The 21,471-nt window shown below is 67.6% G+C and carries 10 protein-coding genes; 3 read left to right on the plus strand and 7 right to left on the minus strand.

The features are described from left to right. Positions 1–35: 35 nt before the first annotated feature. From ACFOLC_RS05760 to ACFOLC_RS05770, 3 genes are read right to left on the minus strand one after another with little or no spacing between them, the layout of a single operon-like run. Positions 36–2,411 (minus strand): glycoside hydrolase family 95 protein, encoded by a 2,376-nt coding sequence (locus ACFOLC_RS05760; protein WP_386758273.1) that lies wholly within the window; start codon positions 2,409–2,411, stop codon positions 36–38. Between the two features lie 57 nt (positions 2,412–2,468). After that, positions 2,469–5,306: a TIM-barrel domain-containing protein gene (locus ACFOLC_RS05765; protein ID WP_386758274.1), complete on the minus strand. Its 2,838-nt coding sequence runs from the start codon at positions 5,304–5,306 to the stop codon at positions 2,469–2,471. A gap of 47 nt (positions 5,307–5,353) precedes the next feature. Then, entirely contained in the window at positions 5,354–7,036 is a 1,683-nt protein-coding gene (locus tag ACFOLC_RS05770) for a GH35 family beta-galactosidase (protein WP_386758548.1), read from the minus strand. A 315-nt stretch (positions 7,037–7,351) separates the two neighbouring features. On the opposite strand from ACFOLC_RS05770, the gene ACFOLC_RS05775 reads away from it, so the two are divergent. After that, the gene (locus ACFOLC_RS05775; RefSeq protein ID WP_386758275.1) at positions 7,352–8,416 is read left to right on the plus strand and encodes a DUF4380 domain-containing protein; all 1,065 of its coding nucleotides are present in this window, start codon (positions 7,352–7,354) and stop codon (positions 8,414–8,416) included. 118 nt (positions 8,417–8,534) lie between these two features. On the opposite strand, the gene ACFOLC_RS05780 is transcribed toward ACFOLC_RS05775, so the two are convergent. The 3 genes from ACFOLC_RS05780 to ACFOLC_RS05790 form a co-directional block, all read right to left on the minus strand. Beyond that, complete coding sequence (locus ACFOLC_RS05780) at positions 8,535–10,460, minus strand: sialate O-acetylesterase (protein ID WP_386758276.1); 1,926 nt, start codon at positions 10,458–10,460, stop codon at positions 8,535–8,537. Positions 10,461–10,697: 237 nt separating this feature from the next. Further along, entirely contained in the window at positions 10,698–12,908 is a 2,211-nt protein-coding gene (locus ACFOLC_RS05785; RefSeq protein WP_386758277.1) for a cellulase, read from the minus strand. 164 nt (positions 12,909–13,072) lie between these two features. After that, positions 13,073–16,072 (minus strand): TonB-dependent receptor, encoded by a 3,000-nt coding sequence (locus ACFOLC_RS05790; RefSeq protein ID WP_386758278.1) that lies wholly within the window; start codon positions 16,070–16,072, stop codon positions 13,073–13,075. 797 nt (positions 16,073–16,869) lie between these two features. On the opposite strand from ACFOLC_RS05790, the gene ACFOLC_RS05795 reads away from it, so the two are divergent. Together ACFOLC_RS05795 and ACFOLC_RS05800 are read left to right on the plus strand one after the other, a co-directional pair. Beyond that, positions 16,870–18,555, plus strand: a complete 1,686-nt coding sequence (locus ACFOLC_RS05795; RefSeq protein WP_386758279.1) for a glycoside hydrolase family 43 protein — start codon at positions 16,870–16,872, stop codon at positions 18,553–18,555. A gap of 37 nt (positions 18,556–18,592) precedes the next feature. After that, complete coding sequence (locus ACFOLC_RS05800) at positions 18,593–20,230, plus strand: family 43 glycosylhydrolase (protein ID WP_386758280.1); 1,638 nt, start codon at positions 18,593–18,595, stop codon at positions 20,228–20,230. A 16-nt stretch (positions 20,231–20,246) separates the two neighbouring features. Here the strand turns inward: ACFOLC_RS05800 and ACFOLC_RS05805 are convergent, their stop codons facing one another. Next, the gene (locus ACFOLC_RS05805; protein WP_386758281.1) at positions 20,247–21,203 is read right to left on the minus strand and encodes a LysR substrate-binding domain-containing protein; all 957 of its coding nucleotides are present in this window, start codon (positions 21,201–21,203) and stop codon (positions 20,247–20,249) included. Positions 21,204–21,471 lie beyond the last annotated feature (268 nt).

Here is a 21,471-nt window from a genome sequence, read left to right on the forward strand (position 1 = left end):
CGACGTCGAGACCGGGTAGCGACTCATGCGAGCGCTCATGCCCGCACCAGCGCGCCGTCGCGCAGCACGAACTGCGCGCTGCGGCCCCGCTTCAGCGCCACCTTCAACGTTTGATTTCGGTGGACGATTTCGTAATCGCCGCCCGCATCGCTGCGCAGCGTGGCTCGCGTGAGCAAGCCGTCGCGCCAGGTCAGGTCGACGCTGGCCGCGCCGCGCACGCGCAGGCCGCGTACTTCGCCGCGCGGCCACGCCGCCGGCAATGCCGGCAGCAGGAAGATCGACCCGCCCCAGCTCTGCAGCAGCATCTGCGTGATGCCGGCGGTGCCGCCGAAATTGCCGTCGATCTGGAACGGCGGGTGCGCGTCGAACAGGTTGGGGTAGGTGCGGTCCGGCTGCAGCAGGCGTTGCAGGATGCGGTAGGCGTGCTCGCCGTCGCCGAGCCGCGCCCACAAGTTCAGGCGCCAGCCGAGGCCCCAGCCGGTGGCGTCATCGCCGCGGATGTCCAGTGATTTCTTCGCTGCTGCCGCGAGTTGCGGCGTGTCGCGGACGTTGATCTGCGCGCTCGGGTACAGCGCGTACAGGTGCGAGACATGGCGGTGGTGGATCTCCGGCACGTCCATGTCCCAATCCTCGCGCCACTCCTGCAACTGGCCCGCCTTGCCGATGCGGTCCTGCGGCAGGCGTTCGCGCAGTGCCTGCAATTGCACGGCGAAATCGCCGTCGACGCCGAGGATGCGCGACGCCTCGATGCAGTGCGCGAACAGGTCACGCAGGATCTGCGAGTCCATCGCCGGGCCGGCGCACAGCGTGCTGCCGTGCGGGTGCATGTTCTCCGGCGACAGCGACGGGTTGGTGACCAGTTCGCCGCTGCGCGGATCCTCCACCAGCGTATCGACGAAGAACTCGGCCGCGCCCTTCAACAGCGGCTGGATGCGCGCGAGCAGGGCGCGGTCGCGGCCGTAATCCCAGCGCTCCCACAGGTGCTCGCACAACCACGCGCCACCCATCGGCCACAGTCCCCATTTCGCGCCATCGATCGGCGCGACTTGTCGCCACAGGTCGGTGTTGTGGTGCGCGACCCAGCCGCGCGCGCCGTACATCCTGCGCGCGGCATCGGCACCGGTCTTCGCCAGGTCCTCCACCATCGCCGCCAGTGGCTCGACGCACTCACCCAGCGCGGTCGGCTCGGCCGGCCAGTAGTTCATCTGCGTGTTGATGTTGATGGTGTACTTGCTCTCCCACGGCGGCTGCCGCAGGTCGTTCCAGATGCCCTGCAGGTTGGCCGGCTGCGTGCCGGGGCGGGAGCTGGCGATCAGCAGGTAACGGCCGAACTGGTGGTAAAGCGCAGCCAGGGCCGGGTCGTTGTCCTGTGCGAAGGCCTGCACGCGCTCGTCGGTGGGGCGGCCCGCGCCTTCGCCGCGGCCGAGGTCGATCTGCACGCGGCGGAACAGGCGGCGATGTTCCTGGATGTGGTCGGCGAGCAGCGTGTCGTACTGCTTGTTCGCCGCCGCATCAAGCCGGACGCGGGTGATGGACGCCGGATCGCCGCCCACGTCATCGAAGCGGCGGTAGCTGGTGGCCGCGGTCAACAGCAGCAGCGCGCCGTCGGCACCGGTCAGTTCCAGACGGTCGTCGAGCGCGCGCAGCGTGCCGCCTTGCGCGATCACTCGCATCCGCATGGCGAAGCGCAGCCGGCCTTCGATGCCGAACGCCGCATCGTTGCGTCCGTGCAGCAGCACCTCATTGTCGCCGACGTGCACGACCTCGCCGTCCTGCGGCGTGTCCAGACCGATGCGCAGGCCGAGCCGCCCGGGTTTGCCGACGCCCAGGCGCACCACCAGGCACTGGTCGACCGGCGAGACGAAAGCGTCGCGGCGGTGCACGACCTGGCGGCTTTCGAATGTCGTCGTCGCCAACGCACAGTCGAGGTCGAGTTCGCGCCGGTAGTCGCCCAGATCTGAGACTTCGAGGAAATCCAGCACCAGGTCGCCGAGCGGCTGGTACGGCATCTGCTTGCGCGGCCTCGCGATCATCGCCGCATCTGCCAGCGCTTCGGCCTCGACGTAGCGGCCGGCGAAGATCAGCTCGCGCACCTTCGCCAGTGCGGCCAGCGCGTCCGGGCTGACCGGATCGTAGGGACCGCCTGCGTACAGCGTGTCCTCGTTGAGCTGCAGCCGCTCGTGCTGGCCGCCGCCCCACACCATCGCACCGAGGCGACCATTGCCGAGCGGCAACGCTTCGACCCATTGCGTCGCCGGGCGGCGATACCACAGCGTCAGCGCGTCGGCAGCGGTGGCTTGCGCTGCCAAGGATCCGGTCGCCGACGCGAAGCGCACGCCACCGAAGCCGGCCAAGGCCAGTGCCGCGGTGGTCGCCTTCAACAGCTCGCGCCGGGTCGAATCGATGGTCATGCCTTCATTGTCCATCCGACAGCACCCCTTTCCCGCTAGCGGGAAAGGGGTGCTGCATCACTTCGCTGCCGGCCGCTTCACCATCAGCGCTTTTCCGTCGTACTGCACGCTCGCATCGGCCACCGGCTCCAGCGCACCGGCATCGGCGCGCGGGCCATCGACGAAGCGCACGTGGAAAGTCCGCTGCGCCTGCATGCCCTCGAACGAACCTTCTCGCGCGCCAATGGTCAGCTCGCCGTTCTTGTCGTTCCACGCCAGTGCAATGCGGCTGGACTCACCCTTCTCGTAGCCGTAACCCTTGCCGTCGTCCTCGTACAGCGAGAACGCACCGTCGCTGCCGATGTAAACGGTGATCGTCAGCGGCGCATCGGGCTTCTCGCCCACCCACTGCTGCACCGGACCCATCGGCACGATCGAACCGGCGCGCACGAACAGCGGCATCCGTTCGAGCGGCGCGGCGGCGGCGATTTTCTGCCCACCGGCGACCTTTTTGCCACTGTAGAAGTCATACCAGTCGCTGCCCGCCGGCAGGTACACCGCGCGCTGCGTCGCCTTGAATTCGCTGACCGGCGCGACCAGGAAGGCCGGGCCGAACAGGTATTCGTCGTCGATGTCGCGCGTGTTCGCGTCCTGCGGGAAATCCATGAACAGGCCGCGCAGGAACGTGCCGTCGCGGTGGTACGTGTCGCCGGCCAGCGTGTACGTGTACGGCAGCAGCAGGTAACGCAGCTTGTTGTAGTAGGCGAGGCTGTCGTAATAGGGCGTGCCTTCCGGCGCGATGTTCCAGATCTCGCGGAACGGGAACTGGCCGTGCGATCGGAACAGCGGCAGGAAAGCGCCGTACTGGAACCAGCGCGTGTTGAGCTCGCGCCACTCGGCCAGGTGCGCCGGGTCCTGCTTCTCGTAGCGCTTCTCCACCGAGAAGCCGCCGATGTCGAGCGTCCAGTTCGGCAGGCCCGACAGCGACATGTTTACGCCTGCGCTGATCTGCTCGCGCAGGTTATCCCAGCGCGAGACGATGTCGCCGCTCCAGCTCGCCGTGGCGTTGCGCTGGGTGCCGGCGTAGGCCTTGCGCGAAAGGATGAACACGCGCTTGCCGTCCTTCGCGCGGTCATGCTCGTAAACGCCCTGCGTGTGCGCCAGCGGATAGGAGTTGAAGTACTCGGTCGACGGGCCAATCGCCGTCGGCGTGGTGCGCGCCTTGCGCTCGCCGATGTCGATGTTGGAGTGCAGGTCGGGCTCGTCGGCGTCCAGCCACCAGGCGTCGATGCCAAGTACGTTGAGCTTCTCGTCGATCTGGCGCCAGTAGATGTCGCGCGCTTCGGCCGCGTACGGATCGTAGAACGAGTTCAGGTAACCCTCGCCGATCCAGTCACGCTCGCCGACCTCGACGTTGCGCTTGTACATGTAGCCCTTGGCGTCGAGCTCCTTGTAGTTCGCGGTGGTCGGGTAGAACTTCGGCCACACCGAGATCATCAGCTGCGCGTGCTTGGCGTGGATCGCGTCGACCATGCCCTGCGGGTCGGGCCAGAACGTCTTGTCGAAATCGTGCGAGCCCCAGGCGTCGGCCGGCCAGTACGACCAGTCGAGCACGATGTTGTCCAGCGACAGGCCGCGCTTGCGGTACTCGTCCACCACGCCGACCAGCTCGGCCTGCGACTTGTAACGCTCGCGGCTCTGCCAGAAGCCGTAGGCCCACTTGGGCAGCAACGTCGCCTTGCCGGTCAGGCGGCGGTAGCCCTTGACCAGGTCGTCCATGTCGGCGCCGGCAACGACGTAGTAGTCGATGATCTGGCCGGCCTCGGACCACAGCGACAGGTCTTTCGCCTCGGCCGCCGGCAACGGATCGCGATGCAGCAGCGCGATGTAGCTCGGGTCGATCAGGTCCCATTGGATGCGCAGCTTGTGGCGCTGGCCGGGCTTGAGGTCAAGCGCGAACTCGTGGTGCCACGGGTTCCAGTTCTGGCGCCAGCGGTCGAGCTTGAGCTCACCGTCGATCCACAGCTTCGCGTATTCGCTGGAATACAGCGAGAAGGTGTGGCGGCCGGCGCTTTGCGCCTCGATCTCGCCTTCCCACACCACCTGCATCGGCTTGTCCTTCGCCTTGGCGTCGGCCGGATAGTTCTTGAGGTCCTTGATGTACTGGTAATTGACCTCGCTCTCGCGACGCACGAGCTTCTCGACGCCGTCGAGGGAGTAGCGCGCGGTCAGCGCGCCTTCCTTGCCGTCGGCGTCGAACAGCTTCAGCGTCTGCCCGACCGGCTGCAGCCCGCGCGGGTCGCCCATCCGCGAGATCGAGTCGTTGTCCCACAGCAAGCCGTAGTTCCGGCTGGAGACCAGGTACGGCACGGCGTTGTCGATGTTGTGCTGGAGCAGCTCGACGTCGCGGCCCTTCAGGTTCATCCAGCCCTGCTGGTGCTGGCCGAAGCCGTACAGCGCCTCGTCCTGCGGCTCGAAGCGCTGGCGCAGGTTGAAGTACGGACGGCCTTCGACCTGCAGCGGCTTGAACTCGCGGGAACCGGCGACTTCGCTGAGCAGCGGCTTGCCGCCGGCGTCGAAGAAGCGGACCTGGCCGTCCTTCACCGACACCGTCGCGCTGATCTGCGGCAGGTTCATGCGCACCGTGCCGTCCTGCTCGCTGACCTCGAACTTGGGCGCGGCCGGCTTGCCCTCGTCCACCCGCATCAGGCTCGCCGAGCGTGCGAATTTTCCGGCCGGATCGGCGCTGACGCGGACGATGGCGTCGCTGACGGCCTGCAGGCGCACCGGCGCCACACCGTCCTGGGTCGGGCGCACGACGATGCCGCCGTCGATGGTTTCGTAATGCTTCGCTGCCTGCCCGCCGCATGCGGTCAGCAGCAGCGCGAAGGGGATCGTCAGTAGGACTTTGTGCATCGGTCGTTGCGCCTGTAGTTTTTGCTTGCCGCGGCAAATGCTTTTCATCAATACGTTGCCAGCTTCACGCGCAGCAGCTGCGTGGCCGACGAGAAGTTCAGTCCGTAATCGGTCTGGTCGCCGTTCCACACGCGCTGGAACTGCCACTGCCCATCCGCGTAGGTGCCTTCCTCGACGCGGTCGTAGATCATCTGGCCGACGCTTTCGCTGGCCGGGTGGATCGTCACGCGCGCATGCATGCCGGTGACCAGGAACTCATCCGGGCCCAGCTCGACGACCAGCGCCGCGCCACTCGCTTCGGGATTGCCCGGCGGTTTGCCCTGGTACCAGAACTGCGGCACGCCGTAGGTGATGGTCGCGTTCCAGCGGTCGTTGAGCTTGAGCAACTGCTCGGGTTCGCCGGCGCGCTCGGCGGTGCCGTGCACGCGGCCTTCGGAGGCAGCCTTGGCGATCACCCGCATCGCCGGTTTCACCAGGCCGTAATTGAGCTTGAACGGCGCCAGTGACTCCTCGTTGATGCGCTTGGCGCCGAGCGGCCAGTTCGAGTACTTCGTGTAGTCGATGCCGAACGGCGACCAGCCGATCGCCTGGTGGCCAAGCGTGGCGAAGAAGTAGCGCGCGTACGGCACGTCGTTGCCGGTCTCGGCGACAAACAGCGCGTTGTCGGCGCGCGCGTAGCGGTCGATCACGGTGGTGTACTTCTCGTGCTCGCGCATGTAGATGTCGGGCGCGAGGAGATCGATGTGCGGTGCGGCGAGCTTCCACACGTCGAGCACGTTGTCGGTGGCGCCACCGCTCTCGTATTGGCCGGGCAGGTCGGGGTGGAACGGGTCGCGCAACGCGGCGTTGACGTACATCGGCAACGGGTATTCGGCCTTGCCGGCCTGCGTCACCTGATCGATGAAGCGTGCGACGTGCCAGGCGTGGAAGTACTCGTCGGCGTCCTTGCCGAACGCTTCACGCCAGGTGCCAGCCGGCTTGCCCAGCCCCTTCACCAGTGCATCTGGCGCCGGGCCATCGAAGACTTTCTGCGCCAGCGGCGAGAAGTCGCGCACGCTGCCGTAGGTGCCGGGCTCGTTCTCCGGCTGCACCATGATCACCGTTCGCTGCGGGTCGGCCTGCCTCAGGTGCCGCATCAGTTGCACGAAGGCCTTGCGGTCAGCCTCCAGCGTCGCCGGCGCGTGCGGCGACAGCGAATTGAGCACCTTGCCGTTCGGGTCGATGACGCGCGGGAAGCGCGCGTTGTCCAGCTTCACCCAGGCCGGCGCGTAGTTCGGGCCGTTGTTCTTCCAGGTCGCGAACCACAACAGCACCACGCGCAGATCGCGCTCGCGCGCCTGCTTCAGCAGCGTATCGAGGAAGGAGAAGTCGAACTGGCCTTCCTTCGGCTCCACCTGCTCCCACGCGACCGGCACCATCACCGTGTTCGCACCGACGTATTCCACCGCCGGCCACACCTGCGGCAGCGCGGCTTCGTAGTTGCTGGAATTGTTGACCTGCGCGCCGAGGATCAGGAACGGCTCGCCGTCGACCAGCAGCGCGTGGCGGCCGTCCTTGCTGACGAATTGCGGGATCGGGGTCGGCTTCGCCGGTTGCGACGACGCGGTCGCGGTGGCAGCGCCAGGTTTCGGCATGGCGGGTTTGTCACCATTGCGCGTGCAGCCTGCCAGCGCCATCAGCAGCGCCAGTACGACGATCAACACTGGCGCAGCGCCAGAGCGCGACTCCATGGACGCTGTGGACATGCTCCCTCCCTTGGTCTTCCGCCCGCGTGTCGCCTGCTTCGGCGCACCCGATGCGGCGGCCGCATACAGGCGGCCGTCATCTGGTTATCGGTCGAGCATAGGAAGGCGAGCCATAACCGTCCAATGAAATATGCCCCAGGTCTGTATATGGCTATGGAATAGCTTGCCAGGCGGGCACGCGCTTGTTGCCCATCGCTCCACGGCCACGAATGGTGAGTACAAAACGCCGATGGATTCCGGCTTTCGCCGGACCGGCGATCCGGGCAAAGTCGCGTCTTCCGCCGCCACGGGTTCACCGCCATGACTGCCGCAGCCACGGCCCGATTCTCCCGCAGCAAACGTCGCCTGGCGTGGCTGCTCGCCGCCGTGCTGGTGCTACCGCAGGCACAGGCGCAGGACACCCTGCGGCTGCGCAACGACACGGTCGAGCTGCAACTCGCACCACAACTCGGTGGCCGCGCCGTGCACCTCGCGCTGCACGGCCGCGCCAACGTGCTGAAGGTCGGCACCGCGGTGCGCGAGCAACCCGCACCGCGCCTCGCAGCCGATGCCGGCAACATCGCCTACCTCGGTCACGAAATCTGGCTCGGCCCGCAGAGCGCGTGGTGGCGGGATCAGGACGCGAACCCGGCGCGACGAGACGTGCAAGCCGACTGGCCACCGGACCCGTGGTTGGCCTTCGGCCGCAACCGCGTGCTGCAGCACGACCCGCACGACGTGCAGCTGCAAGGCCCGGCCAGCCCGGTCAGTGGCGTGCAGGTGACGCAGCGCTACACGCTGTCCGCGCAGCGGCCGGGCACGGTGGAGGTGAGTGTCGAAGCGCGCAACGTGCGAGGCACGCCAGTCGCGCGCGACATCTGGTTCAACACCCGCGTCGCACCGACCACGCGCGTGTACGTACCGGCCGTGCCCGGCGACGTGCGCGTGCGCTCGGACACCGACGCTGACTACGCCGAGCTGCGCGCCGTCCACAGCGACGGCCTGTTCTCGTTGGCGCTGGATGCGTTGCCGGCGGGCAAGCAGGGCCGGCGCGGCAAGGTCTTCATCCAACCGGGCGCGGGCTGGATGGCCGGCTTCGCCGCGGACCAGTTGTTCGTGATCCGCTTCGAGCAGCAGCCGCGCGAACGCATCCATCCGGAGCACGGCCAGGTCGAGCTGTACCTGGAGTGGCGCGCGGACGATGCCAGTGCCGGACTGCTGGAGATGGAAGTGCACGCGCCGTATCGCCACCTCGCAGCCGGCGAGCGCATGAACGCGCGCGAGTGGTGGACGCTGCTTGCATACAACGGGCCGGACGAGCGTGCGGCGCAGGTTGCGTTCCTGCGCAGGCACGCGGTGGCACTGGGCATCGAAATGCCGGAGTGAGTGGCCAAAGTCGCACCCGGCCGGCCATATAGCCCGGGCAAGCACAGCGCACCCGGGGCTTTCGTGCAGGAGGGATGAACCCGGGTGCGGCCTCGGCCTTACCCGGGCTACCTGTACGTCACCACGCCTGTGTCCGGAACGGCGACGCCGGCAAGCCTTCGGCATTGACGAGGTCGGCCTCGGCCGGGTTGTCGCTCCACGCGTAGCGCGCGGCGGCCGGCTGTGCGACGGCATCGCTGCGCACGACCACGGTGTCACCGACGACTTCGGCGGTGGCCCGGTACCAGCGGCGATCGGCACCGGCGAGTTCGAATCCACGCGCCTGCCTCCCACCGCCGCGCACGGCCACGACGCTGCCTTGCGTGTCGAAGCGCAGGATCGCGCGATCGCCGTCGATATCGATGCCGCGGTACACGGGCCCCGAGTACACCTGCGTCTTGCCGTAAGCGACATGGCGTGCACCCAACGCAAGGCGATGGCCGACGGTGCCCTTGTCGCGCGGATGGATGTCGTCGGGATCACCGACGTCGACGATGACGGCCTGCGCGGTGGCCGGCAGCGACAGCGCCGCCGACTGCGATTCGCGCAGCGTCGCCCACGGACTTGCGCTGACGACGCCGCTTGCATCGCGCTGGTCGCTGCCGGAAACCCAGTTGGCCAGCTGTACCCACAGGAACGGCAACTTCGGCGCATGCCAGTCGCCGCGCCAACCTTCGATCATCGCCTTGAACTGGTCGCGGTAGCGGGTCGCGCCGGTGTCGCTGGCGTTGCTCTCGCCCTGGTACCAGATCACGCCACGCAGCGGGTACGGCTGCAGCGGATGGATCATCTTGTTGTACAGCAGCGTGTCGAGCTGGTTCTTCTCGTCGCGCAGGGTGATGTCGGCGTCGCTGCTGCGGAATTTCCATTCGTCGGTGAGCGCGCGACGTGCGCCGCCATTGATCTGGACATAAAGCTGCGTGGCGCTGCCGCCAATGCCGCCACCGCCGGATTCGTCGACGACACGCACCGCGATGGTGTTGCGCCCGGCATGCAACGCCGCGGCCGGCACCGCGTATTCACGCGGGATGTTCCAGGCCTGGCGCAGGCCGCCGACGCGCTGGCCGTTGACCCAGGTTTCATCGTCATCGTCGATCTGGCCCAGGCCGAGGCTGATGCCGGCCTTGGCTTCGCTCGCGCTCAGCTTGAATGTGGTGCGGTACCAGGCCACGCCGTCCATGCCGGGATAACCCTGCAGCTCCCAGATCGAAGGCACCTTGACTGCCGCCCAGTCGCGCTCGTCGAGCTTCGCCGCGGAGAAGTCGGCATTGGCGTCGTTGGGCCATCGCGCGATCTTGGCGCGCGTGCCCGCTTCGACCTTCGCATCGGCATCGATCTTCGCGCGCAGCTTGGCGTCGAGCGCCGGCTTGTCGAGGCCCAGCATCGGCAGGCCCATCCACGCCTCGATCGCGCTGCCGCCCCAGCTGCTGTCGATGATGCCGACCGGCACGCCGGTGGCGGCGCGCAGGTCCTTGGCGAAGTAATAGGCCACCGCGCTGAAGTCGCCGGCCGTCTGCGGTGACGCGGCTTTCCAGCTGCCGCCGGCGAGGTGCGTCTCCGGCTTGTCGGCCCACGACTTGGGCACCTTGAAGTGGCGGATGCTCGTATCGTTCGCTCGGGCGATCTCGGCCTGCGCGCCGTCGGTCTGCAGCAGTGGCCACTCCATGTTGGACTGCCCGGAAGCGAGCCACACGTCGCCGACCAGCACGTCGCTCACGCTGCGGGTTTCGCCGTCGCCCGTGACGGTCAGCGTGTACGGGCCACCGGCCCGGTGCGCTGGCAGTTGCACCTGCCAGCGACCGTCCTGGCCGGCCGTGGCCTTCGCGGTCTTGCCGTCGAAGCCGACTTTGACCTTCGCACCGGGCGTGGCCCAACCCCACACCGGCAACGGTTTGTCGCGCTGGACGATGGCGCCGTCGCTGAACATCAGCGGCAGGTCGAGGGCGGCGAAAGAAGGAGAGGAGAACATCAGCGCAACACCGAACGCGATGCCCTTGCCCGTCATTCCCGCGAATGCAGGAGCCCGGCGACGTCCACCGGCATCCCGACTGGACGAAGGAAGTTGCGAATGGCAAAGCCGCTGGATGGCGCCACCGTTCGGCATCCCCACAGACCCCGTATTCACGGGAATGACGGTCATAGCTAGGTTCATCCACCTGTCTCCTCGTAAAGATCTCGAATTACCCGAACACTTGCGCCCTCGCCCCTGCCGCTGCCCCGCAGGTGGGAGAGGAGTCGACCCTCACTCCCTCGGCTCGCCATACACGATTCCCCGCCCGTGCGTGCCCAGGTACACGCGCCCGTACACACGCGGATCGCCAACGACCAGGCGGATGTCGCCGAAGCGGTGGGCGTCGTCGTCGATGCGAGTCCAGTGGCGGCCGTCGTCTTCGGAGCGATACACACCGATCTTGCCGTCGATCTGGCCGTAGACAAACAGCGTCGGTGCGCCGCCATCGTCCTTCGGCTTGCCCAGGCCGAGTGCGAACGCGTTCTCCACCTTGGGCAGGCGCTCCAGTCCTTTCGCGCTCCAGCGCAGCAGGCCGCGCCAGGATGCGGCGATGTAGACCGTGCCGCTGTGTCCTGGCGCAGGACGCAACTGCGCACGGAACCGCTCGCCGATCGCACCGATGCCACCGGCGGTTTCCTTGAATGTCACGCCGCCGTCGCCGCTGACGTAGAGCTTTCCGCTGACCGGGTCGAAACCGTAGTACAGCGCCGCATCGACACGGTCGGCTTCGACCACCGCCGTCGCCGGCAGGCCTTTCACGCGTCGCCAGTGCGCGCCGAAATCGGCGCTGAGCCAGTGCCCGGCCTTGCGCGGCTGCCACAGCACGCGCTTGCCGTCGGCGGCCACGGTGATGTGCCCGGCGCCATCGCCTTCCGGCGGTTCGCCGGCGAACTCGCGCCACGTGCGGCCAGCGTCCAGCGAATACGCCGCGCGCGCGACGTTGCCGGGATCGTCGTGGAAGTGGCCGCTGCGTACCAGCACGTCCGGTGCGCGGCCGGCCTGACTCATGCTCTCGGTGTTGCTGTAGCGCGGTGGCTTGGCGAACTGCACGGTGGTCCGGTCGAGCCTGTCGTGGACGAAACCGTCGATGTCGCCCAGTCCGCTGATCAACGGCGCACCCTGCGACGGGCTGAGCAGCGCCAGCGGCACGGTTTCCTCGAATCCGCGGTTCTCGAAGCGCCACTGCACGCGCTCACCTTGGTCGAAGGCGGTGAGGTTGCGCGAGGTCCACGCGCCGTAACCGGTGACGAACAGCGCGCGGTCGCCGTCGAACGGATCGATCTCGACATCGGCCAGCCAGTGCGGCGTGGCCTGCGCGGTCCAGGGCGAGGCGCTGTGGTCGTAGTCGGAACGCTCCAGCACCGGCTTCCACGTCTTGCCACCGTCGATGCTGCGGAACAGCTCGTCGCGTGGCCCGTAACGGCAGAACGTGCTGGCGATCAGCACCTGCGGATTGCGCGGGTCGACCGCGACCGCACCCCAGCCGAAGCCGTCGCCCTGCGTATCGATGGACTGCGGTGCCGGTGTGATGTCGGTCCAGCGCTGCTGCGCCGGCTCGTATTTCCACACGGCGCCGTCGTGCATCTGGTCCGGGCCGGGCTCGTCGCCGTAGCTCAGGTAGTAGCTGCCGTCGCTGGCGCGGACCATGTGGTTCGGGCGCAGGCCGACGGGCTGGCCGGCGACGGGCTTCCAGGTCGCACCGGCGTCTTCTGATACATACAGACTGGTTTCGCGTGTGGATACGCCGGCGTAGAGGCGCTTGCTCGGCGAGCCAGGCTTTCCGCTTCGCGGATCGAACACGACGAAGACGATGCCGATCTGCTGTGTACGCCACTTGTTGGCAGCGCTTGCGGATGGCGAAGTCGCGATCTGTGGAAATGCCTTTACCTGCGACCAGCGCGCGCCGTGATCGTCGCTGCGCCACAGCCCGTGCGTGCGCGATCCCAGCAGCAGCACGCGGCCGTCGTTGGGATCGACCGCCAGCCGCTCACCGTTGCCGCGACCGAGCTCGTTGCCGCCGAGCTTGAACGGCAGGTCGCTGCGCGTAAACGTGCGGCCGCGATCGGCCGAGCGCAGGATCGCGGCGTTGCCGGCCTGATCGGTGGTGTAGGTGCCGGCGGCAAGGTAGACGCGCTCGGGATCGGACGGGTCGACTGCAAGGCTGTCGATGCCCATCAGGTTGGCATCGTCGCGGCCGATCCAGTCGGTCAGCGATTGCCACTCGCCTGCGACCGCATCCCAGCGATACGCACCGCCGATGTCGGTGCGCGCGTACAGCAGGCCCTTCTCATGCGGATGAAACACCAGCCCGCTGACGAAACCACCGCCGCCAATGGGGACGCTGCGCCACCGGTAATTTTCAGAAGCCTGCTTGGCCGACGCATCAAGCGCTAGCAGCAGGCCGAACAGGGCGGCCATCAGGCCCAGACGACGCGTGTGCATTGGATTCTCCGGCTCACGGTTCCAGCGCGCCCGTATCGGCACGCCCCTGCGGAAACAACCGTGCGGACGGCCATGGCCGCACAGCCATGGCACGCCCCGTGTGATCCGCCCGGATGCCCGGTACGGAAGGAAGGGGAGCCACGCTCCCCTTCCGCAGGCCGCACTCAGAACGTCAGGCGCAGGGTTGCGGCGTAACGCCGGTCGTTGACGAACCAGGACGTGGTGCGCTCGCCGGCCGCGTTCTGCTGCATGTACGTGCGCTGCTCGGCGTTGTTGAGATTGTTCATCTCAAGGCCGACCTGGATGTTGTCGGTGATCCTGTAGAAGATCGAGCTGTCCAGCTGGCCGTAGCTGTCGCTGTACACCGGCAGCTTCCAGGCCACGTTGTCACCTTCCAGGTCCATGTTGGTGCCGTTGTAGCCGGTGGGGCCGACCGCCAGCAGGAACTCGCTGCGCCAGTTGTAGGCCAGGCGCACCTGCAGCGGGCCCTTCTCGTAGAACGCGGCGATGTTGTACGAGTTCTTCGACAGGCCATCGGCCGGCAGCTCGCCGAACAGCGAACCGTCGGTGTCGACCGGCACCACGTCGAGGTTGTTCGGCACCTTGGTCGAGCTGTCGATGTAGGTGTAGTTGGCCGACATGCCAAAACCGCTCATCCAGCCAGGCAGGAAGTCGAAGAACTGGTTCCAGCCAAGTTCCGCGCCCTGGATCGTGGCCGTGCCGACGTTGACCGGGCGAGTGATCAGGTAGTCATAGCTGTTGCCGTCCACGCCGGGATAGGACACCAGTTGCGACTGGCGACGGAAGTAGTCCTTGATGTCCTTGTAGAACAGGTTCACCCAGGCCATGCCGCCGTGGTCCGGAGCGAAGTACCACTCCAGCGACAGGTCGTACTGGTTGGCCTTCATCGGGTTCAGGTACGGGTTGTCGTACGAACTGCCGCTCAGGTCCAGGTCGGTGACCGGCAACTCGCTGCCGTCCACCGGCGGCGTGATCCCGGGCTTGGTGCTGACATTGAGGATCTGGTAGGCCTGCATGTCGCCGAAGTCGGGACGGGCGATGGCCTTGGACGCGGCAAAGCGCAGGATCACGTTGTCGATCGCCTCCCAGCGCAGGTTCAGGCTGGGCAGCACGTCGGTGTAGCTGTTCTTGGCTTCGACCGGCTCGGACCCGCCCGTGCCCAGGTACGGTGCGTAGGCCACGTTCGGGTAGACCACGAAGCCCTGTGCGCTGTTCTCGGTGCGCACCACGCGCACGCCGATGTTGCCGTCGAACAGCGCGTCATCCAGGCCGAAGTTGAGCATCGCGTACGCGGCCTGGGTGGTCTCTTCCTGGACGTTGGTGTACTCGCCGGAAGGCTGGCGCGGGTTGAACACGCCAAATACCGCGTCCTGCCCGTTGATGTAGTACGGCGCGGCAGCCTCGTGGATGGCGATGTAGCTGTCCGGGTAGCCCAGCGCGGTCGACAGCACCGGCGCATACAACGAGCCCGGCGTGTTGGCTCCACCACGGTAGAAATTGTCGAAGCTGTTCTGGTTGACCAGGCTGGAATTGACCTGATCGTTGAGGTCGAGCGAGGGCATGTCGTTGCTCGGCAGTGCCCACCACGCCATCCAGGGCTTGAATACCGCCTGCCAGTTGTAGCCGGTGTCGATGCTGGTGGCCCGGCGGTTGGTCATGCGCACGCCGAACTTGACCGACTCGATAATGCTGGCGTCGAAGCTGTGCTTGAGGTCGGCGCGCCAGGCGAGCTCCTCGGCCTCGTTGTTGACCACGTCCTCCATCGTGAAGCCCCAGTAGTAGTTGGCGGGGTTTCCGGTGAACTGTTCGTCGACGCCGATGCTCGGCACGCCATTACCACCGAGGGTGACGTCGATGTAGGGCACGTCCACGCCCAGGGAGACGGTGGAATCCAGCAGTTGGGTGTCGGCCTGGATGTACTGGAACTCGGTCGAGAACTCGGTGGCGTCGCTGAGATCCCAGTTCAGGCCGAACGAGAAGTCGGTGGTCTTGGATTGCCGGTGCGACGCGCGGATGTCCGTACCCATCGGCACGCCGTTGGGCGAGATGATCCGGCCCGAGCGGAACACGTTGCCGTCCAGTTCGTAAGGCTGGCTGGTGTCGAGCGTGATCTGGGTGGGATCGTTGTCGAGGAACATCGCGTCCTCGTACCACAGCTCGTCGTACTTGCTCTGGAACGCGGTGGCGAAGACCTCGATGTCGTCGCTGGGCTGCCATTGCAGGGCGATGTAGGCGCCGTCGCGCTCGCGTTCGTATTCCAGCGTGCGCCAGTCGGCGCCGCGCGGCAGCCACAGCCGCTCGTTGGTGCCGTCGCCGTCCAGGTCGGTGTTGGCGGTCTCGAAGAACGGCCGCACGAACAGGCCGTCGGTGCGCGTGGCCAGCTCCGAATGGGCGACATCGACCAGCAGGCCGAATTTTCCGGCGCCGGTCTCCCAGGTGTTGCTGTACAGCGCCGATGCGGACGGCTTCCACTCCTTGGCAAAGTCGGCGTAGTTGCCGCTGAGGCTTGCGGCGATCTTCTGGCCGTCGACGTCGAACGGCTTGAAGGTGCGCAGGTCGACCGTGCCACCCAGGCCGCCTTCGATCATGTCGGCCTTCTGGTTCTTGTAGACGTCCACGCCGGCCATCAGCTCGGACGGCACGTCCTGGAAGCTCAGGCTGCGGCCGCCGGAGGCCGAGAAGCTGTCGCGTCCGTTGAGCTCGGACCGCACCTGGGTCAGGCCGCGCACCTGCACGCCGCTGCCTTCGGCCGAGAAATGCTCCGGGTCACCCTTGGACAGGAAGTGGTCGATGGTCACGCCCGGGATGCGCGACAGCGTCTCGGTGACGCTGCGGTCGGGCAGCGCGCCGATATCCAGCGCGGTCACGGAATCGACGAAAGTGTCTGCGTCGCGCTTGATGTCCTGGGCCCGGTACACGGAGCCGCGGATGCCGGTGACGACGACGGCGTCCAGCTCGGTCGCCTCGTCCTGCGTCGTGGCCGGCTCCTGCGGCTCCTGCGCGGCGGTGGAATCGGCCGATTGCGCATACAGCGGGCCGGCGATCAGTGCGCCGACCACGGCCATGGCGATGGCCGAACGGCGCAGCCGTGCGGATGAATGACGATCGAGTGCGGACGGGCCGCGATCGGAACGCAACGACATTTTCTCTCCCTCCCTTGAAGCGGATGTTCGACTCCGGGTGCCGTTATTGACGGTCTTTGCGATTTACCGGAGCCGCTCTGGTTTCTTTGTTGTCGCCGGTTGGCGGCGACTTTGCTTTTCGTGTTCCCTGCAAAATCGGGCGAAGCAACATCTCCACCGCTCCCGCCTGGGTACAGGCCGGGAGAGGCGTTGAAAGCGATCTGTCAGAAGCTGGAGCGCACGGCGAAACGGCGGTCGCCATGTGCGCAGGCGCGTGGACGCGACCCGCGGGCGACGATGCCGGTGGCGATGGCCAAACTCCACGGCGCGTCAAAGCCGCGGACGTGCGCGAGCCCATGCCGCGGGCGGCGGTGGTGTGAAGACATGTTGCCCTCCCTCGTCTGCTGCCGGGGCGTCCTCGAAACGCGTCGTCATGCGCGTTTTCGGGCGCCCTCATCTGTTCAGTCCGTATGCCTGCAGGCGACGACGGTCACCTGCGACACGGACCCATCGGCCGGAGCTTAGGAGTCACAGCCATGCCATACCAATGAAATGTTGACGCGAAGCTATATCGTGATCGGCATAGCCCACCCGCGCCTGGCGCCCCTCCCTTCACGGGGAATGCGCCCCCTTCTCCTGTCCGCAACCGTCGTCTGCCGCCCACACTGCCATCCCAGGTATTCGCTCCCGGAATAACCCATCCAGGAAAATTTCATTTGTTGCAGGTCGCCGGCCACGCAACGCTTGCGGAAGCAAGGGCGGGCATTGTCGGTCATCGCACCCGGTCCGGGCACTGCACACAACGGCCGAGGTCGACGATGGGCTTGATCAAACGGTTCGCCTGTCTGCTGGCGCTGTGCCTGGCGGTATCGCCGGCACCGGCAAGCGAGGTGGTGCCTGAGGTGGTGTTCACCGAAGTGCGCTATGCCGGTGATGACGGCGGGCCGGCGGTGGGCCCGACGCAGTACCGCAATCCGGTGATTGCCGGCTTCTACCCGGATCCGTCGGCGATCCGCGTCGGTGACGACTTCTACCTAGTCACCTCGACCTTCGGCTATTTCCCCGGTTTGCCGGTGTTCCACAGCCGCGACCTGGTGTCCTGGCGGCAGCTCGGCAATGCGATCGATCGCCCCGGCCAGATCGACTACGGACGCGACGAAGTGACGCGCGGCCTGTTTGCCGCCTCGATCAGCCACCACGACGGCACCTTCTACATCGCCAACACCTGCTTCTACTGCGACGGTGGCAATTTCATCGTCACCGCGAAGGATCCGGCCGGGCCGTGGTCCGACCCGGTGTGGCTGGGGTTCGAGGGCATCGACCCGTCGCTGTTCTTCGACGACGACGGCCGCGCGTGGATGGTCAACAACGGCATCCCGCAGGTCCCGATGCGCTACGACGGTCACCGCGCGATCTGGCTGCAGCAGTTCGATGCGGCTGCGAAAAAGATGGTCGGGCCGCGCGCGGTGCTGGTCGATGGCGGCGCCAACCCGGCCAGCAAGCCGGAGCATGTCGAAGGCCCGCACCTGTTCAAGCGCGACGGCTGGTACTACCTGACCGCGGCCGAAGGCGGCACTGGCGAGCAGCACGCGCAGATGGTCTGGCGCAGCCGACGCGTCACCGGCCCCTATGCGCCGTCGCCGGGCAATCCGGTGCTGACCCAGCGCGACCTGGACCCGGCGCGCACGGCCCCGATCACCTCCACCGGGCACGCGCAGTTCGTCGAGTTGCAGGACGGCTCGTGGTGGGCGGTGTTCCTGGCCACGCGCCCGTACCGCGGCAACCAGTACAACCTGGGCCGCGAAACGTTCCTGCTGCCGGTGACCTGGCGCGACGGCTGGCCCGTGGTGCTGCCGCGTGGCGAGCCCGTGCCGGCGGTGCGGGAGCGGCCGGCGCTGCCACGCGATCCGCAGCCGCTTGCGACCAGCGGGCCGCTGCAATGGCGCGAGCGCTTCACCACCGACACGCTGCCGCCGCAATGGATGACGATCCATCCGCCGCAGCGGGCGTGGTTCCGCACCGGCGCGGGCGGCCTGAGGCTCACGCCTTCGGCCACGCCGCTGGGCGTCCACGGCGGCGACGGGCAGCCGACCTATCTGGCGCATCGCCTGCAACACCACCAGGCCACCCTCACCGCGACGCTGGCGCCGTTCCGGCCGGCCGCGGGCGAACTGGCCGGGCTGGCGCTGCTGCAGAACGAAAGCCATCACTACGTCGTCGGCGTCGAGGGCAGCGATTCCGGACCGGTCGTTGTGCTCTACCGCCGCGCCGGCCAGCAGGACGACGTGCGCGGGCAGCGTCTGGCCCGTGTCGAACTGCCCGCGTTCGACCGCCCCGTTTCGCTGCGCTTCCAGCTCGATGGGCCGCGCCTGGATGTTTTCTACGCGACGCAACCGGAGCAGTGGCTGCCACTGGCGACCGGACTGGACGCCAGCCTGCTCAGCGTCGACGTCGCCGGCGGCTTCATCGGCAACACCTTCGGCCCCTACGCGGTGCGGCCGTGACCGGCGTGCCGACGATACCCATCAGGAACCTCGCGCAATGACCGACGCCTCACGCCGCAACGCGTTCAAGCTGCTGCTGGCCGGCGCGGCGGCCGCGCCCTTCGCCCGCGGCGCAGACGCCGCCTCGCCCTGCGCGAAGGGCACCCCGGCCCCGCACTGGCGGGCCGGCATCGAGGGCCAGCGCCGGGCCGACCTCGGCGACGGCACCTACCTCAACCCGATCGTCGCCGGCGACCACCCGGACCCCACCGTCCTCAAGGACGGGGACGACTACTACATGACGTTCTCGTCGTTCCATTCGTACCCGGGGCTGGTCATCTGGCATTCCACCGACCTGGTGAACTGGACGCCGATCACCGCGGCACTGCGCCAATCGCTCGGCGTGGTCTGGGCCGTCGACCTGTGCAAGCACGGCGATCGCTACTTCATCTACATCCCCGCCGATCCGCATGGAAAGGGCTGGTCGATCTACGCGATCTGGGCCGACGACATCCACGGCCCGTGGAGCGACCCGATCGACATGGGCATCCACGGCTGCATCGACCCGGGCCACATCGTCGGCGAGGACGGCAAGCGCTATTTGTTCGTCAACGGCATCCGCAAGATCCGCCTGCGCGACGACGGGCTGGCCGCCGATGGCGCACTGGAGCCGGCCTACCAGCCGTGGCGTTACCCCGACGACTGGGTCGTGGAGAACTTCGCCCCGGAAGGGCCGAAGCTGCTGCGGCGCGGCGAATGGTTCTATCTGGTCACCGCGGTCGGCGGCACGGCCGGCCCCCCGACCGGGCACATGGTGATCGCGGCCCGCTCGAAATCGGTGCACGGCCCGTGGGAACACTGCCCGCACAACCCGCTGGTGCGCACCACCAGCGCCGACGAGCCGTGGTGGTCGCGCGGCCACGCCACGCTGGTGGAAGGCCCGGCCGGCGACTGGTGGATGGTCTACCACGGCTACGAGAACGGCTTGCGCACGCTCGGCCGCCAGACCCTGCTCGAACCGGTCGAATGGACCGGCGATGGCTGGTTCCGCGCCCTCGGCGGCGACCTCTCGCAACCGTTGCCCGCACCGAAGGGCGGTCGCGCCGGTCCCGCGGGCGTTGCGTTGTCCGACGACTTCAGCACCGACCGGTTCGGCGTGCAGTGGGGATTCCACGAACCCGCCCCCGACGAGACGCGGCGCATCCGCTACGAAGCCGGCGGCCTGCGCATCGCCGCCAAGGGCGGCTCACCGACGGACAGCACGCCGCTGACCTGCATCGTCGGCGATCACGCGTATGCCGTGGAGGCGACGCTCGACCTGGAGGACGGCGCCGAGGGCGGATTGCTGCTGTTCTACAGCCCGAAGGCCTTCGTCGGCGTTGGCTTCACGCCCACGCAGATGAAGACCTATCAGTTCGCCGAGGAACAGCCGTGGCTGCGGCAGGCGATGCGCACGCGCCGTGTGCGGATCAGGCTGACCAACGACCGCAACGTCGTGACCTTCCACTACGCTCGCGATGACGGCACGCATGACAACGGCCGCCACTGGGTACTGCACGGCCACCGCATGGAAGTCTCCGGCCTGCACCACAACGTCTTCGGCGGCTTCCTCAGCCTCAAGGTCGGCCTTTATTGCGCCGGCCAGGGCAGCCTCGTGGTGCGCGACTTCACCTATCGCGCCCTGGGCTCGGGATGACGATGCCGCCGCGCAGTCAGCCTGCGGCGGCCGGATACAACTCCCGCGCCGTCTCCCGCAGCGCCTCCAGCACGCGTTCGGCGCCAGGCGAGAGCGGGTGATCGCGGCGGCGGATGATGCCGAAGTACTCCATGCCCACGCCCAGCTCGACCGGCAGCACGGCCAGCAGGCCGGCGCGGCAATACGGCGCGACCGCGTCGGCCGGCAGCGCGGTCAGCAGGTCGCTGTTCTGCAGCAGGTTGGTCGTGACCGGCAGCGAGGTGGTCTCCACCACATTGCGCGGCGGCGCCAGGCTGCGTTCGAGGAACATCGCATCGAGCTTGCCGCGCAGCACGCTGCCCGGCGGCGGCAGGATCCAGCCGTAGTCGGCCAGTTGCGCATGGCCCAGCGTCGGTTGCCGGGTCAGCGGGTGGCCGGCGCGGGCGATCACCGCGTGCGGCTCGTCGGCCAGCGGTTCGAACTCCAGCGTGTCGATGCCCTCAGGGCCGAGGATGCGGCCGATCACGATGTCGAGCTGGCCGTCGAGCAACTTCGCCACCAGCGGCCGGCTGTAGTCCATCTCCACCGAGACCATGATGTCGGGGAACTCGCGCTTGATGCTGGCGATCGCCTGCGGGACCAGGTTGGTGCCGGGATTGACCACGGTGCCGATCGCCGCCTGGCCCATGCGGCCGCTGCGCAGCGCGGTGATCTCCTCGTGGGCGCGACCGATCTCCGACAACGCGGCGCGGGCGCGGCGGATCAGCACCTGGCCGTACCAGGTCGGCTCGACGCCGCGGGCGTGGCGATCGAACAGCTTCACACCCAGCGTGGCTTCCATCTCGGTGAGCAGCTTGGACGCGGCCGGCTGGGTCATGCGCGCCGCCTCGGCCGCGCGCAGCACCGAGCGGTGCTCGTCCAGGTGCAGCAGCAGCCACAGCTGGCGGGTCTTGAGCCGCGCCAATGGCGTGGCCTGCGAAGTGACGGTCAACATGGTTCCCTCCCCGTGCGCGCCGGACATTGCGACGAGCTATATGGCAAGGGAATAGAATTGGCTGAAAATTTCATTTGCGCAACATAGCTGCGCCGTCGAGGCTATCGCGGCTTCTCCCACCCTCCCGTTCGCGGGCGAGGCACCCTTTCCCGGCAACAGGAGAGGGGTGATGGGAGGATGCTTGAACAGCTGCCGGAAAGGCACGCGGGAGAACGAGGACAAAATGATCCGACGCGACAGCGAGGGCACAGCGCCCGCGCCAAGGGGC

It is taken from the genome of Lysobacter cavernae (assembly GCF_042648505.1).
Classification (GTDB): Bacteria; Pseudomonadota; Gammaproteobacteria; order Xanthomonadales; family Xanthomonadaceae; genus Lysobacter_L; species Lysobacter_L cavernae.